At 36.7% G+C, this 15,619-nt stretch carries 14 protein-coding genes; 12 read left to right on the top strand and 2 right to left on the bottom strand.

Annotated elements, in window-relative coordinates; all coding sequences use genetic code 11:
* Window positions 1–211: 211 nt before the first annotated feature.
* From CD003_RS16780 to CD003_RS16790, 3 genes are all read left to right on the top strand, one after another.
* A complete protein-coding gene (locus tag CD003_RS16780; protein ID WP_096202409.1) occupies window positions 212–1,870 on the top strand; it encodes a stalk domain-containing protein in 1,659 nt (552 codons plus the stop codon).
* A 431-nt stretch (window positions 1,871–2,301) separates the two neighbouring features.
* Window positions 2,302–3,357: a glycosyltransferase family 4 protein gene (locus CD003_RS16785; protein ID WP_096202410.1), complete on the top strand. Its 1,056-nt coding sequence runs from the start codon at window positions 2,302–2,304 to the stop codon at window positions 3,355–3,357.
* Window positions 3,358–3,474: 117 nt separating this feature from the next.
* A complete protein-coding gene (locus CD003_RS16790; RefSeq protein ID WP_096202411.1) occupies window positions 3,475–3,828 on the top strand; it encodes a hypothetical protein in 354 nt (117 codons plus the stop codon).
* Window positions 3,829–3,963: 135 nt separating this feature from the next.
* Here the strand turns inward: CD003_RS16790 and CD003_RS16795 are convergent, their stop codons facing one another.
* Window positions 3,964–4,926, bottom strand: a complete 963-nt coding sequence (locus CD003_RS16795; RefSeq protein ID WP_096202412.1) for an LCP family glycopolymer transferase — start codon at window positions 4,924–4,926, stop codon at window positions 3,964–3,966.
* A gap of 443 nt (window positions 4,927–5,369) precedes the next feature.
* On the opposite strand from CD003_RS16795, the gene CD003_RS16800 reads away from it, so the two are divergent.
* The 6 genes from CD003_RS16800 (at window position 5,370) to CD003_RS22090 (ending at window position 11,443) form a co-directional block, all read left to right on the top strand.
* On the top strand, window positions 5,370–6,362 hold the full coding sequence (locus CD003_RS16800; protein ID WP_096202413.1) for an ABC transporter ATP-binding protein: 993 nt from the start codon (window positions 5,370–5,372) through the stop codon (window positions 6,360–6,362).
* A complete protein-coding gene (locus CD003_RS16805; RefSeq protein ID WP_096202414.1) occupies window positions 6,355–7,323 on the top strand; it encodes an ABC transporter ATP-binding protein in 969 nt (322 codons plus the stop codon). The genes CD003_RS16800 and CD003_RS16805 overlap by 8 nt, the downstream gene beginning before the upstream one ends.
* A gap of 54 nt (window positions 7,324–7,377) precedes the next feature.
* Window positions 7,378–9,033 carry an ABC transporter substrate-binding protein gene (locus CD003_RS16810; protein ID WP_096202415.1) on the top strand — a complete coding sequence of 552 codons (1,656 nt, stop codon included), beginning with the start codon at window positions 7,378–7,380 and terminating at the stop codon, window positions 9,031–9,033.
* Between the two features lie 156 nt (window positions 9,034–9,189).
* Window positions 9,190–10,191: an ABC transporter permease gene (locus CD003_RS16815; RefSeq protein WP_096202416.1), complete on the top strand. Its 1,002-nt coding sequence runs from the start codon at window positions 9,190–9,192 to the stop codon at window positions 10,189–10,191.
* Between the two features lie 48 nt (window positions 10,192–10,239).
* Complete coding sequence (nikC, locus tag CD003_RS16820) at window positions 10,240–11,142, top strand: nickel transporter permease (RefSeq protein ID WP_096202827.1); 903 nt, start codon at window positions 10,240–10,242, stop codon at window positions 11,140–11,142.
* Between the two features lie 106 nt (window positions 11,143–11,248).
* A complete protein-coding gene (locus CD003_RS22090) occupies window positions 11,249–11,443 on the top strand; it encodes a nucleotidyltransferase domain-containing protein (protein WP_218838265.1) in 195 nt (64 codons plus the stop codon).
* A gap of 177 nt (window positions 11,444–11,620) precedes the next feature.
* On the opposite strand, the gene CD003_RS16830 is transcribed toward CD003_RS22090, so the two are convergent.
* Window positions 11,621–12,253, bottom strand: coding sequence for a YigZ family protein (locus CD003_RS16830; protein ID WP_096202417.1), 633 nt, complete (start codon window positions 12,251–12,253; stop codon window positions 11,621–11,623).
* 176 nt (window positions 12,254–12,429) lie between these two features.
* Here CD003_RS16830 and CD003_RS16835 point away from each other — a divergent pair, with 176 nt between their 5' ends.
* The 3 genes from CD003_RS16835 (at window position 12,430) to CD003_RS16845 (ending at window position 15,285) form a co-directional block, all read left to right on the top strand.
* Window positions 12,430–13,554, top strand: a complete 1,125-nt coding sequence (locus tag CD003_RS16835; RefSeq protein ID WP_096202418.1) for a sensor histidine kinase — start codon at window positions 12,430–12,432, stop codon at window positions 13,552–13,554.
* A gap of 72 nt (window positions 13,555–13,626) precedes the next feature.
* Window positions 13,627–14,334 carry a response regulator transcription factor gene (locus tag CD003_RS16840; RefSeq protein ID WP_096202419.1) on the top strand — a complete coding sequence of 236 codons (708 nt, stop codon included), beginning with the start codon at window positions 13,627–13,629 and terminating at the stop codon, window positions 14,332–14,334.
* A gap of 96 nt (window positions 14,335–14,430) precedes the next feature.
* Window positions 14,431–15,285 (top strand): DegV family protein, encoded by an 855-nt coding sequence (locus CD003_RS16845; protein ID WP_096202420.1) that lies wholly within the window; start codon window positions 14,431–14,433, stop codon window positions 15,283–15,285.
* Window positions 15,286–15,619 lie beyond the last annotated feature (334 nt).

Raw genomic sequence — 15,619 nt, forward strand, 5'->3', positions numbered from 1 at the left:
CTTGAAAGGAGAAACCCAAACCTTTCAAGGCTATTAAAAGATGTAGCGACTCCTCTTATTGCTTCGAGGCTGGGACAAAAGGTCACTACCAACTGACCTTTTGTCCCAGCCTTTTTCCTATGTATTATTGTTTTATTTGCTATAAAAGTAATAATTCCTCCTCTCTCAAATATATATAAAACTAGTAAATGAAGAGGGGGAGATTGAATAGGTGCATTCTAGTAGGAAGAATAACGTTATTTTAGCCATTGTCATACTATTTCTAGCCTTTGTTGTAGATTCTACTATTTCTTATGCTGAGGAAATAAAAAGAGTTGATGCAGTAGTTGAGAATTTCTTTATTAAAAAAGGTTCTACTGAACATTATGCTGAACATAAACTACTCACGATTGCTGACCAGCAGTATGTACCACTTGATGATCTTAGTGAGGTTTTTAATTTGGATGTTGAAATTACCTCAACAGAGATTCATATCGATTCGCAAATGGCCGATGATGATTTACGTCAGAGTTCAAAATTATTATCACGTACTTTACCAAAAGAGACAGTAAACCCTCTTAATAATCGAATTCAGTTTCATGCAAATGTTGAAGCCGGTGGTTCCATTCTTATCGAAGACAAGCCTGAAAATATAGTGTTTCAGAAAAACGGACATAATCACTTTTATCCCGCTAGTACGGTAAAAATAATGACAGCCTTATTAGCGTTAGAAAACACTGATCTTGGTGAAAGAGTCACCGTTTCTAGTGAAGCTAAAAACATTCCGCATGATAGCTCTAGAGCACATATACGACCAGGAGATTCTATGACTATGAAGCAACTTCTTTATGGGATGATGATTCCATCAGGAAATGACGCCGCAGTTGCGGTTGCTGCACATATTGCTGGAACAGAAGCAGAGTTCGTTAAATTAATGAATCAAAGAGCAAAAGAGCTAGGTGCGAAGCAAACTAATTTCGTTAACTCTCATGGGTATCACGATCCAAATCAATATATTACCCCACATGATTTAGTAAAAATAACTAGTGAAGCATTAAACCATCCTTTTTTTCTAGATTTAATTAGCACTCCGTATTTCCAAGGAAACTACAAGAATAATGTAGGACAACCAGTAACAAGAAACTGGAATGCAACAAACCAGCAAATAAGAAAGAATAGTCCTCATTTTTCCGATGTAATTGTTGGTGGTAAGACTGGATATACAAGTGCATCACGACATAATCTTGTTAGTGTGGCAGAAGCTAAAGAAGGCTATTTTATTTCTGTGATGTTAAAAGGTGCTAGAGATCAGCGTTATATTGATACTGAGCGAATTGTAAAAAGAGCGATACAAGAGCGCTCTGAGTATGACAAAGCTCATAAACAGCAAATAACGATAAGGGAAGAACGTTTACCAATTTTCTTAAATGGAAAATTGCTTAAACTATTAAATGGGTTAATAGACTATGAAGGCATTAAGTATGTTCCAGTTGAACTTACAGCACTACTTTCAAATAACGGAAACACGTTCATAACAAATAACCAACAGTACAAAGTTTCACTAGATAACCAATTATTTGTTACAAATATAGAGCCTATTATGAAGGAAGGTAGATTGTTATTACCTGTTAGAGCACTGTTTAACCAATTTGGATTATCATTAAATTATGAACCAAAGAGTAGAGTGGTAACTGGAAAAAATAGTGATACGACTATTTCCATACCGATTAATTCAAAAATAGTAATGGTGGATGGAAAAGAAACGATTCTTGATAGCCCTGCAATTATCGAAGAAGGAAATACCTTTGTTCCAGTTAGGTTTATTTCAGAACAGTTCAATACAAAGGTAGATTGGGGAAGAGGGAGGACATTAGTATTTAGCTCAAGTTGAGGTTAGGACACTTCAATAGAGGATGCAATGGCTCCGTTCGCTACGCTCCTTGAAAGGAGAAACCCACTCCCTTCAAAACTTTTAAAAGATGTAGAGACTTCGCACATTGCTTCGAGACTAGAAAAAAGGTCAAAAACGGACCTTGTTTTCTAGTCTCTTTTTTGTGTGTGAAATATGTAAATGATTATGTAAAAACATGTGAAAGATAAATGAAGATGTAAAATATTATACCCAATAAGTTGCACCTATGATATAATCCATTGTGTGCTAGATTGGAAGAACTATATATGCAATTAATTACATATGTAGAGTTCGAGAAACTGTGTATCTGTATTATTTACATTAGAAAAATAATTATACAGTTGAACTGGAAACAAAAGAGATAATAAAAAATCCTTAGTGGGAAAAGGTATAAAAAAGGGAGGGTCAATATGATTTATTTGTCGTTATTGATCTGTTTTATTGTAGCTGTACTGATCACACCAGTTGTAAAGAAATTTGCAATTAAAATTGGTGCTACAGACAAACCAAATCATCGAAAAGTTCATCAAAAAGTAATGGCTCGCTTAGGTGGGCTTGCGATATATATTGCATTCTTAGTCGGTTACATTATTGTTCAGCCTGAGAGTCCACTTATGGTTCCAATATTAATTGGGAGCTTTATCATCATCTTAACTGGGTTTTTAGATGATATGATTGAGCTTTCAGCTAAATGGAAGCTTCTTGGTCAAATAGTGGCTGCGTGTGTTGTTGTTTTTGGAGGAGTTCAATTACAGTACATTAACCTACCATTTATTGATGGCTTTAATTTAGGGTGGTTAAGTATTCCAATTACAATTTTATGGATTGTAGGGATAACGAATGCAATTAACTTAATTGATGGCTTAGATGGTTTAGCAGCAGGTGTATCATCGATCATAATTATTACTATTACAGTATTAGCAATGGTTGATGGAAATATGTTTGTTGTGGCATTAGGAGCAATTATGCTCGGGAGTACATTAGGATTTTTAGTTCATAACTTTAATCCAGCAAAAATTTTCATGGGTGATACAGGAGCTTTATTCTTAGGGTTTATGATATCTGTTATGTCATTAATGGGTGTTGCAAAAAGTGTTACTGTATTCTCGATTATCATTCCAATTATCATTTTAGCGGTACCAATTTCTGATACGTTCTTTGCTATTATTCGACGTATAGTAAACAAACAACCATTATCAGCACCAGATAAATCACATTTACATCATTGTCTATTACGACTAGGATATTCACACAAGCAAACAGTGTTACTAATTTATGCAATGAGTGCATTTTTTGGCTTAGCTGCTGTGATGCTGACAATATCGACAGTTTGGGTGGCACTTTTCATCGTATTAGTATTACTAATCGCAATCGAATTAATTGTTGAAGGTGTCGGTCTTGTAAGTTCAAATTATCGTCCAATGCTAAATTTCTTTAGCCGAATAACAAGTGTAAAACGAATGTAAAAATAAAGGGGAGGTAGACTATGAGCTACTTCTCCTTTTTATGTTTAAGAGGAATAAATTAAGTAGTACAAACTACATCTTTTTTGTGTATAATTAGCTTTGAATGGAGGTGATAATATGGAAGATACATTAAAATTAATTCTTCAGGAAATCCAAAAAGTAAATCTTCGAATCGGTGGTCTCGAAAGTCAATTTGGTGGGCAGGAAAAACGAATGGATGGACTTGAGAGTAGATTTGTCGGCTTAGAAAAACAAATGGATGGATTCGATAGTCGATTTGATTCATTAGAAAGAGATATTAAAGAATTAAAAGTTGGACAAGAACAATTACAGAAGAACCTTGTTGATAGCTTGGGCCAAAACACAGAAAAAATCGTAGAGTATGTTGATAGCCAAACTGATGCATTAAATAAGCGATTATTTACTGTGGAGACAGATATTCAAAAATTAATGAGACAAAAAGCGAGATAATGTAATTCGGGGGTTCGTCATACTATTATAAAACAAAACATATACCTTCTTCTGTACGTAACTAGCAACATTCGCTTTCACCCCCAATACATAGAAAAACACCGACTAAGTAAGTCGATGTTCTAAATTACAATCCTATTTTATTTCTAAATGTTCTTGAAACGTAGTAGAGATTGTTCCAATTGATTCCTCTGTAAGCTCATAATAAAATACTCCGTTTATTCTTCTATTGTTACCTTCAAGATAAAGCGATTCAATATCATTTAATCCACCGCTATAAGAATGTAATGACAGGATATTACCGAAACTTAAGTTCATTGATATATGCTTTTCAATACTATCTAGCACAGCCCCGTAACTTGTAATAGATGAAAGTGATGCTCCTTTTTCGATAATTGCTTTAATGACTTCTTGTTGACGGTCGCCTCTTCCTAAATCACCACGAGGGTCTTTTTTTCTCATTCTTGAGAAAGCTAATGCTTCTTCTCCACTTAACAACTGTCTTCCTTCATATAATGTAATAGCCCCTTGATTATCATTACTGTCCATCTCACTAAACGTAAATGGTACGTCTACTTCAATTCCGCCTAGTGCATCAACAATTTCAATAAAAGCCATAAAATTTAATTTTACAAAATAATCAACTGGGATATCGAATAAGTTCTCAACAGTTTCAATTGCTAAATCGGTTCCTCCAAAAGCGTGAGCATGATTGATTTTATCAGGATTTCTTCTCCCTGGGATTTCAACTAACGCATCTCTTGGTATGCTCGTTAGTTTAATTGTCCCTTCCCCTTTATTAAATGTGGTAAGTAACATAGCGTCTGTTCGTCCAACTAGTTCACCATCACGGTCATCTACACCTAAAAACAAGATTGATATATTATCCTTACCAGGGTCAACTGCAACTTCACGCATGTCTGATTTGTCGCCACGGTCAAGCTCTTCACTAACGTTGGACGTTACATTTGATACTTTATTTAATAAATATATAGTGGCACCGCCCAAAACAAAGAATGCAACGACACCTACAATTGTCATCAGTTTCAAAAGTTTCTTCCATTTATATTTTCGCTTTTCTATTCTTGATTGAGCCATTTTTTATGAGCCCTCATTTCTATAATCTATAGTAGTTTGATAGTAAACTACACATATCCATCCTATAGTATCTTATATGCTACTTTTCGTAAAGTAGAGCGGAAAAAACTTTGTTAGTATTTCTGTGAATAAATAGAAATAGTATAATATAAGTAAGCGTTTACATAAATTCAATGAAATTATTTTAGGTTAAACAGTAGAAGGACATTTGTCCACATAGAGTGAACGAACATAGCTTTAGCGTGTAAGAAAGATTAACGTTAATTTTTCTATTAAATGAAAATAATGCTTGCCTATTCGAGCAAATAATAGTAACTTAATAATATGAAATTTTAGAAAATTACTACTAATCTTATAAATTTGTATAGTGTGAACGAACAGAATACATATACTAGCAAAATAATCTGTGGCTGTAGATAGATTACGAAGAGGGAGGACAGCAAATGTCACAAGTGGTATTAGAAATGAAAGAAATGAGAACTCATTTTTTTACAGATTCAGGTGAAATACCTGCAGTAGATGGAGTGAGTATAAAGATACATGCAGGGGAAGTTGTAGGTATTGTTGGTGAATCTGGCTGTGGCAAGAGTGTTACGTCACTTTCGGTTATGGGTCTTGTTCCAAATCCTCCAGGAAAGATAGTTGGCGGTGAAATTCTATTTAAAGGTGAGAATTTAGTCAAAGCGTCAAAGCGCCGTATGAGAAAAATTCGTGGAAATGAAATTGCGATGATCTTCCAAGAACCAATGACTTCATTAAACCCGCTTTTTACTATTGGAAACCAATTGAATGAAGGTATCCGAAATCACAACAAAATTAGTAAAAAGGAAGCAAGGCAGCGCTCAATTGAGATGTTAAACAAGGTAGGAATACCTAGGTCAGATGAAATTGTTGATGAGTATCCTCATCAATTATCTGGTGGTATGAGACAGCGTGTGATGATTGCGATGGCAATGGCCTGTGACCCTGAAGTTTTGATTGCAGACGAACCTACAACGGCACTAGACGTAACAATTCAGGCTCAGATTCTTGACTTAATGAGGAAATTAAACGACGAGAATGGAACAGCAATTATGATGATTACTCATGATTTAGGGGTTGTAGCAGAAATTTGCCATCGTGTCGTTGTTATGTACTCAGGTCAGGTGGTCGAAGAAGGTGACGTTAGGTCAATATTAAAACAGCCTAAGCATCCTTATACGAAGGGGTTAATTCGTTCGTTACCTAAAATACACTTGAAAGAAGAGCGCCTATACTCTATTCCTGGCAGTGTTCCGAAGCCTGGCTCGATTAAAAAAGGGTGTCGCTTTGCTGCTCGTTGTGAAAGTGCGTTTTCTAGGTGCTATGAAGAGAATCCCGAATTATTATCACTAGAGGAAGGCCATCAATGTCGTTGCTTCCTATATGAAGAAGTGGAGGGCGAGAACGTTGGCTAATCCAATATTAGAAGTAAAAGGCTTAAAGAAATATTTTGATATAAAAGGTGGCGTATTTGGAAAAAAAGTCGGCGAGGTAAAAGCAGTCGATGATGTTTCCTTTACTGTTTACGAAGGTGAAATCTTAGGAATCGTTGGTGAGAGTGGTTGTGGTAAATCAACGACAGGAAAGTCAATTTTACGACTAATTGAACCAAGTGAGGGAGAGGTCATTTTTGATGGTAAAGATGTGACGAAGCTTGATGCTGAAGAAATGCGTAAGCTTCGTCGAGACATGCAAATCATTTTCCAAGATCCATATGCCTCTCTTAACCCAAGACATACGATTGAAAAAATTATAAGTGAGCCGTTATTGGTTCATGGCATTGGTGACAAAGAATCACGAAAGCAGAAGGTACAGGAGCTTTTAGAAACTGTTGGCTTAAGTGCTTATCATGCTTCACGTTACCCACATCAATTTAGTGGGGGACAAAGGCAGCGAATTGGTATAGCAAGAGCGTTAGCTGTCAATCCGAAGCTTGTCATTTGTGATGAACCTGTATCTGCCCTTGATGTTTCAGTACAGTCACAAATTCTAAACTTAATGGATGATTTAAAGAAGGAATTTAAGCTAACCTATCTTTTCATCGCCCATGATTTAAGTGTAGTCAAACATATTAGTGACCGAGTAGGTGTGATGTATTTAGGTAGAATGGTAGAACTAGCTGAGAAAGATGAGCTATATGAAAATCCGATGCACCCTTATACTAAAGCGTTATTATCGGCTGTCCCTGTACCAGATCCAGATGAAAAAAATGAAAGAATGATTCTTGAAGGAGATGTTCCAAGTCCTTCTAATCCACCAACAGGCTGTGCGTTTCACACTCGTTGTCCTGAATGTATGGAGGTTTGTAAAACAGACCGCCCAGAATTTAAAGAAACTACTGATAATCATTTTGTGGCTTGTCATCTATATGAATAGAAGACAATCACAGATAAAAATATCTTATTTAAGATTAAAAGGGGGAAACACATAATGAAGAAGAAACCTTCATTACTGCTAATGCTTATGCTAGCGTTAGCGCTTGTCCTTGCTGCCTGTGGTGGGAACAATGAACCTACAACAAGCGAAGAAACAGATGGGGACACTGACACAGAAGAAGCAACACCAGCAGGAGATCAAACATTAATTTTCGCACGTGGTGGAGACTCAGTAAGTCTTGATTATGCAAGTATTACAGACGGAGAATCTTCGCGTGTAACGGTTCAAATCTTTGAAACTCTTATCGAATTTGATGAAGATTCATTTGATATTGGACCAGGACTTGCAACTTCATGGGACTTTGATGATGATGGTAAACGTTTTGTTTTCCAACTGCGTGAAGGAGTAAAATTCCATGATGGAACAGACTTTAACGCTGAAGCAGTAAAAATTAACTTCGAGCGTTGGGCTGACCAAGAGCACGAGTATAACTTTGCAGATGCAGGCTATACGTATAGTGTATATGGTACACAATTTGGTGGATTTAAAGGTGATGAAGGTCACGCGATTAAAGAAATCAATGTGTTAGGTGACCATGAAATTGAATTCGTTTTAAATCATCCGCTAGGTTCGTTTTTACAAAACATGGGGATGAGCTATTTTGCAATTACATCTCCAGCAGCATTTGAAGAGTATGGAGACAGAATTAATGAAAATCCAGTTGGAACTGGACCATTCAAGTTCGTTAGCTGGACTCGTGACGATAATATCGTTCTAGAAAAAAATGAAGATTACTGGCAAGAAGGTTTACCTAAGTTAGATAAAGTGATTTTCCAAGTAATCCCTGATAACTCAGCTCGTTTTACAGCTTTACGTTCAGGACAAATCGATATCATGGATGGAGTAAACCCTGATGATATCGCAACAGTTGAAGCTGATCCTGAATTAGCAATATTTGAGCGTGCAACAAATAACATTGGTTACCTAGGATTTAACATGGATAAAGAGCCATTTGATAACGTTCTAGTACGTCGTGCAATTAACCATGCAGTTAATAAAGAAGCATTAATTGGTGCTCTATATGGTGGTTTAGCTGAGCCGGCAAAGAACGCAATTCCACCAGGTTACCTTGGTTACAACGATGCAATTGATGCATATGATTTTGACCCTGAAAAAGCAAAAGAATTATTAGCTGAAGCAGGATTTGCAGATGGTTTTGAGTTTGATTTATGGACTATGCCTGTAGCTCGTCCTTACATGCCAGATCCGCAACGTGCAGCTGAAGCGCTTCAAGCTGACTTTGCTCAAGTTGGATTAAAAGCTAACATTGTAACAATGGAGTGGGCAACGTACCTTGAGAAAACTGAACAAGGTGAGCAAGACTTATTTATGCTTGGATGGTCAGGTGTAAATGGTGACCCAGATTACTTCTTATCAAACTTATTAAGTACACATGCAATTCCAGGTGGAAACCGTACGTTCTACCGCAATGATGAAGTAACAGCAATTCTTGATGAAGCGAAGACAACAGTAGATTTTGATGTTCGTGCTGCACTATATGAAGAAGCACTACAATTAATCCATGAAGATGCACCAATGGTTACATTGGTACACTCAATTCCTACTGTAGCAGGTAGCAGTCGAGTAAGTGGATATGTACCGCATCCATCAACAAGTGAAGTATTAATCAACGTAGAGCTTACTAACTAATTAATAGAGAGTAGTAGAGCATGCTCTACTACTCTTTTTTACGAAAAAAAGTTAGAAAGTTGGAAAGTGGAAAGATGATTAATCTATTTTTCCCTTTCCTTTCTACTTTCCAACTAACCAACTGTTATTACCTAAAAAGGATTGAGGTGAGATGAGATGTTAGCCTATACAATTAGACGATTATTAATGCTCATTCCTGTACTACTAGGAATGTCAATTGTAACGTTCTCTATCATTCATTTAATACCGGGAAGTCCGGCACAAACAATGTTAGGAGAACAAGCTACGCCACAGGCGATTGCTGAATTAGAAGAACGATTAGGGTTAAACGAACCTTATTTAGTTCAATACGGATATTATATGAAAGATTTAGTGACGGGGGATTTAGGTACGTCTTTGCGAACAAAACAGCCGATTGCTGAAGAAATGTGGCCATATCTCGCCGCAACGATTGAATTAACGATGTTTGCAATGATTTTTGCAATAATTATTGGTGTAAATGCTGGGATTATAAGCGCTTGGAAACAGAACTCATGGTTTGATTATACTAGTATGATTATCGCGCTTATCGGTGTATCGATGCCGATATTCTGGTTAGCTCTTATGCAGCAATGGGTATTCGCTCAAGAACTTGGCTGGCTTCCAGCTTTCGGGCGTGACAATCCAAGAGATCCTGTTGCTCAAGTAACTAATTTATACGTAATTGATACAATTATTTCAGGACGATGGGACCAACTATGGGTCACGATAAAACATTTAATTTTACCAGGTATTGCACTTGGGACAATTCCAATGGCGATAATTGCGAGAATGACTCGTTCAAGCATGCTTGAGGTTTTACGTTCAGACTACATTCGAACAGTAAATGCCAAAGGGTCTCATGATTTCTATGTTGTTTATAAACATGCTCTTAAAAATGCGACAATACCAGTACTAACGGTTGTCGGGTTACAAACGGGAGCATTGCTTGGTGGAGCGATTTTAACAGAAACGATTTTTAGTTGGCCAGGAATAGGGCGTTATATATTCGATGCGATTGGAAACCGTGATTATCCGGTTATTCAATCAGGAATTTTGGTCGTTGCCACAATCTTTGTCATGATCAACCTAATTGTTGATTTGTTGTACTCGTATATTGACCCAAGGATTAAATATTGATGAGGAGGAGATTAAATGGAAAATGCTAAACTGAATCACCCAGATAATATGGCAAACAATCCTTCTCCTGCTCCCAATGGGTCGCCACTACCAGAAGAGAAGGTAGAAGTGGTTTCACCTTGGAAAGATGCCTTTCGACGGTTACTGAAAAATAAACTGGCTGTAGTAGGGCTTGTTATCATCATATTCTTTATTCTCGTAGCTGTCTTTGCGCCACTATTTACAAGCTATGCCTATGATGATACAAATCTACCGAATCGACTTCAGCCACCATCAGCTGAACATTGGTTTGGCACTGATGATTTGGGGAGAGATATTTTTTCAAGGATTGTGTACGGGGCACGAATCTCGTTATGGGTAGGATTCTTTGCAGTAACAGGAGCGCTCGTGTTTGGTACATTATTAGGTATCGTTGCGGGCTACTATGGTCGCTGGATTGATATGATTATCTCTCGTATCTTTGATATCATGCTTGCGTTCCCTAGTATTCTACTAGCAATTGCAATCGTTGCTATTTTAGGACCATCATTAGAAAATGCCTTGATAGCGATAGCGATTATAAACATCCCGATATTTGGACGGCTTGTCCGCTCAAAGGTAATTTCCTTGCGAGAAGAAGAATACATTATGGCAGCCAAAGCACAAGGGATGAAAAATGGACGGATTATTATCCATCACATTCTACCGAATAGCTTAGCGCCAATCATTGTTCAAGCAACACTAGGATTTGGTACAGCAATACTAGAAGCAGCAGCACTTGGATTCTTAGGCTTAGGAGCACAAGCACCAAATCCAGAATGGGGAAAAATGCTCTCTGATTCAAGACAATTTATCCAGTCAGCACCATGGACCGTCTTATTCCCAGGCTTCTCTATCATGTTAGTTGTACTTGGGTTTAATATGATTGGGGATGGGTTGAGAGACGCGCTGGATCCGAAGATGAAGAACTAGAAGTTCTTAATGGTTAATTGGTAATGGCTAGTGGTTAATTAAATTGCGAATTGCGAATTGCAAATTGCAAATTGCAAATTTAGATTAAGGGGAGTACTGTAGACTTTTGTTTACAGTTCTTCTTTTTTCTGTTGAACAGGCATTAGTGTTCGGTAGTAGAGCAATGGGGAATTATAAAAAGGGCTCCGATGTAGACCTAGCTATAGTGGGAGATAACATATCTCAAAAAGTGCTCTTTGAGTTAAATGATTTATTAAAGGAAGAATACCCTCTTCCATATTTCTGTCATTTCATACCATGATATTACAAATGAAAAATTAAAACAGCACATAGACACAGAAGCAAAAGAAATATACTCCAAAAGCAAAATCGAATAAATCAAACTGACGGCAACAAAAACCGTCCCCCTGATTTATTAACCATTAACCATTCGCAATTTGCAATTAGATCTTAAAATTCATAACTCATAACCCATAATTCATAATTGCTCTTCTAAGTATTCCACTTCCCCCTCAAAGATCTCCCCTTGTCCATTTGTCAAATCAGTCATCCAATTAATAAAATCTTCTGTCTTTTCAACTTCAACATACGTTTGAACGTTTACTTTGTCTTGGTAGTTAATCTCTTTTAATTGATAGACTGATTGTCTTAGTTCGTTTTCTACTTTTCCGAGCCAGTGGTAGTCGATGTTTGTATGGATGATTTGCATCAGTTTTCTTTCAACAATACCAATTGCATTTAGGCCTTCGCTAGTAGCTCCTCCGTAAGCACGAATTAATCCTCCTGCACCAAGTTTAATCCCACCGAAATAGCGAGTGATTACTACGACAGTATCCTTTAATTTTCGCTTTTTTAATACTTCAAGAATGGGTACCCCAGCTGTTCCACTCGGTTCTCCGTCATCATTTGCCTTTTGGATTTGGTCAGTTTCTCCGATAAGGTAGGCAGAGCAATTATGAGTGGCATTCCAGTGTTGTTTTTTTATTTTTTCAATAAAGGTTTGGGCTTCTTCCTCTGTTGTTGCTCTATCTATGTATGCGATAAATCTTGATTTCTGTATCGTAATCTCATGTTCTCCAAATTCTTTGACTGTAAAGTAACGTGATAGCATGAGTTCCCCCTATATTATAAATGTGTAATATTGTCCTAAAAATTGTTACAACTCGTTCTTTCCTAGCGAAATATGATAAAATACATATTATATGAAGAAGTATGTCAACGCAAATGCTACGCTCCTTCATAATTGAGGGTCAATTGCAGCATGAACTAGAAGGTTGGTGCACATGATTGGTTAAAGATAAAGCGTTAGAAAAAATTATTGATAAAACAATTGAAACTGTCGGAAATAGTAGAGAGCAGATTTTTGAAATTGGTGAACAATCTAGACAAGAACATCAGCGATTACAAAAAGAGCTACAAGATATAAGAATTAAAGTAGCGGAGATCATTGAAAAAACAGACAAAACAGAATTACATGCCAGGTTTGCACGTAATCGACTTGCAGAGGTAAGTAAGCACTTTGCTAAGTTCAGTAATGAAGAGGTTCGTCAAGCATATGAGCATGCGAATGAATATCAAGTGCAATTAGCTGTTCTTCAGCAAGAAGAAAAGCAACTACGTGACCGTCGAGACCAAATTGAACGAAGGTTGGTGGCGATCTCAGATACAATTGAGCGCGCTGAAAATTTAGCTGGACAAATGTCGGTTGTATTTAACTTTTTATCTGGAGATTTACAGCAAGTGACAGAGGCATTAGAGGATGCTAAAGAAAAACAAGAATTTGGTCTAAAAATTATAAAAGCACAAGAGGAAGAACGTAAACGATTGTCCCGGGAAATTCATGATGGACCAGCCCAAATGATGGCTAATGTCCTACTTCGCTCGGAGTTAGTTGAAAGAATTTACCAGGATCAAGGGATAGATGAAGCACTTAATGAGATTCGAGATTTGCGAAAAATGGTAAAATCCTCCCTCGCTGAAGTAAGGAGAATTATTTACGATTTACGACCAATGGCACTTGATGACTTAGGTCTAATTCCAACATTATCTAAGTATCTCAAAAATTTTGAAGAGCATACAAAAATGACGATTTCATTTAAGAATCTAGGAAAAGAGCGACGTTTAAGTCAAGAGCTTGAAATTGCCCTCTTCCGGTTAGTCCAGGAAGCGGTGCAAAACTGCTACAAACATGCTAATCCGAAAACGGTTCATGTGAAAATTGAAATCAAACCGACCAAAGTCATTATTATAGTAAAAGATGATGGTAAAGGCTTTGATATGAATGAAAAAAAGGAAGGCTCTTTTGGCATTATGGGGATGAAAGAACGTGTGAATATGCTAAAAGGAGAAATGAGACTTGAATCGGCTATTAATGTTGGAACGACAGTCATTATCGGAGTTCCAATTCAGTAAATCCTAATGAATGTTAACTATAATAGACGATGTAATAAATAAAAAAGCTTTGAATAGGAGAGGTGAAATAGTATGAATGAACAGCAAGAAACAACAATCAGAATTGTAATTATAGACGATCATCAGCTATTTAGAGAAGGTGTTAAGCGTATTTTGGCAATGGAGCCAGGACTTGAAGTTGTAGCTGAAGGGGAAGATGGTTCACAGGCAATGGGGCTTGTTGAAGAGCATCAACCAGATGTCGTCCTAATGGATATTAATATGCCGAAAGTAAATGGTGTAGAGGCAACTCGTGAATTAATAAAAGCGTACCCAAATGTAAAGGTTTTAATATTATCAATCCATGACGATGAGACGTATGTAACTCATGTGTTAAAAACTGGAGCTTCAGGTTATTTATTAAAAGAAATGGATGCAGACTCACTAATTGAGGCGGTAAAAGTTGTCGGTTCTGGTGGAGCATATATTCATCCGAAAGTTACTCACAACTTAATTAATGAATACCGTCGTCTTGCGAATGAAGATGAAACTCAAAATGGAGAAATTGGTTTTAGAGAAGTAGAATATCGTAAACCACTTCATATCCTTACTCGTCGTGAGTGTGAAGTTCTTCAATTAATGACAGACGGCTATAGCAATCGAATGATTGGTGAAGCATTATTTATCAGTGAAAAAACCGTAAAAAACCATGTAAGTAACATCCTCCAAAAAATGAACGTAAACGACCGTACCCAAGCAGTAGTAGAGTCGATAAAAAATGGTTGGGTGATGGTGAGATAAAAGGAATTATGAGTTATGGGTGCTGAATTATGAATTAAAACCAATTCATAACTAATAACTCATAATTCATAATTATAAAAGGAAGGGGCTTTTCTTGTGAGTAGGATTGCGATTGTGACGGATAGTACGGCTTACCTTTCTGTTGATGAGATAGACAAGCTTGAGGTGAAAGTCGTTCCTCTTAGTGTTGTTTTTGGGGAAGAGGCATTTAAAGAAGAAGTTGATATTTCGACTGAGCAATTTTATGAAAAAATGAAAACAACAGACAAGCTGTCAACAACAACGCAGCCAGCAATTGGTGCTTTTGTTGAAATGTATGAGTCATTAGCAAAGGAAGGCTATGATGCTGTTATATCAATTCATTTATCTAGCGGTATCAGTGGTACATTCCAAACAGCGGTGAGTGCAGCTAGTATGGTTGAGGGAATTGATGTGCATTGTTTTGATTCAGAAGTCAGTTGTTCTCCTCAAGGATACTACGTTTACGCGGCTGCAAAGTTGATAGAAGAAGAAAGAGCGGTTGATGAAATTTTAGTTCATCTGGATGCCATGAGAATTAATGTAAGAGCTTACTTTATGGTGGATGACTTAAATCACTTACATCGCGGTGGAAGACTAAATACGGCACAGCTATTTGTCGGTAGTTTGTTAAAAATAAAGCCTGTTCTCAACTTTGAAAAGAAAGTAATTGTTCCTTTTGAAAAAGTAAGAACAGAGAAAAAAGCACTTAGTCGAATACTAGGTATGCTTGATGAAGATATGCAAAAAGACAAACCACCATCAGTCATAACGGTTATACACGGAAACAGAAAAGACAAGGCTGAAGAAATTATAGCCGAATTACATACTAAGTATGGTAACGACGTTGATATTCAAATTAGTTATTTTGGTCCTGTTATCGGGACGCATCTTGGACAAGGAAGCATCGGAATCAGCTGGTGCAATCAATAATATATACATCATGAGAGCATGTTCAACAAGAAGTTGGATATACTCTCTTTTTTAATTATTAATTCTGAATTATGAGTTATGAATTGGAAGAGCGAGAGAGATATAAAATCTGAGTTATGAATGATGAATTTGAAGAGCAAAAGATATAGTAAATATGGTTTTTCGGGTCTTAATTTATAACTCATAACCCATAATTCATAATTAACTACCTCCTTTTCTGTGGATAACTTATTCAACAAATTTCCGATTGTATTTCAATTTTCAACAATCTAAAAGTTATATTTGTGGGGTTTTGTCGAAATTATGTTTATGGTCAAAGTTATACACATTACAA

Source organism: Bacillus sp. FJAT-45350, assembly GCF_002335805.1.
In the GTDB taxonomy this organism is placed as follows: Bacteria; Bacillota; Bacilli; order Bacillales; family NISU01; genus FJAT-45350.

Excerpts from the sequence above, each read along its gene's own strand:
- CD003_RS16815 (WP_096202416.1), top strand. The coding sequence starts at position 9,190 with ATGTTAGCCTATACAATTAGACGATTATTAATGCTCATTCCTGTACTA.
- CD003_RS16790 (WP_096202411.1), top strand. The coding sequence starts at position 3,475 with ATGGAAGATACATTAAAATTAATTCTTCAGGAAATCCAAAAAGTAAAT.
- CD003_RS16840 (WP_096202419.1), top strand. The coding sequence starts at position 13,627 with ATGAATGAACAGCAAGAAACAACAATCAGAATTGTAATTATAGACGAT.
- CD003_RS16800 (WP_096202413.1), top strand. The coding sequence starts at position 5,370 with ATGTCACAAGTGGTATTAGAAATGAAAGAAATGAGAACTCATTTTTTT.
- CD003_RS16830 (WP_096202417.1), bottom strand. The coding sequence starts at position 12,253 with ATGCTATCACGTTACTTTACAGTCAAAGAATTTGGAGAACATGAGATT.
- CD003_RS16810 (WP_096202415.1), top strand. The coding sequence starts at position 7,378 with ATGAAGAAGAAACCTTCATTACTGCTAATGCTTATGCTAGCGTTAGCG.
- CD003_RS16785 (WP_096202410.1), top strand. The coding sequence starts at position 2,302 with ATGATTTATTTGTCGTTATTGATCTGTTTTATTGTAGCTGTACTGATC.
- CD003_RS16795 (WP_096202412.1), bottom strand. The coding sequence starts at position 4,926 with ATGGCTCAATCAAGAATAGAAAAGCGAAAATATAAATGGAAGAAACTT.
- nikC (WP_096202827.1), top strand. The coding sequence starts at position 10,240 with ATGGCAAACAATCCTTCTCCTGCTCCCAATGGGTCGCCACTACCAGAA.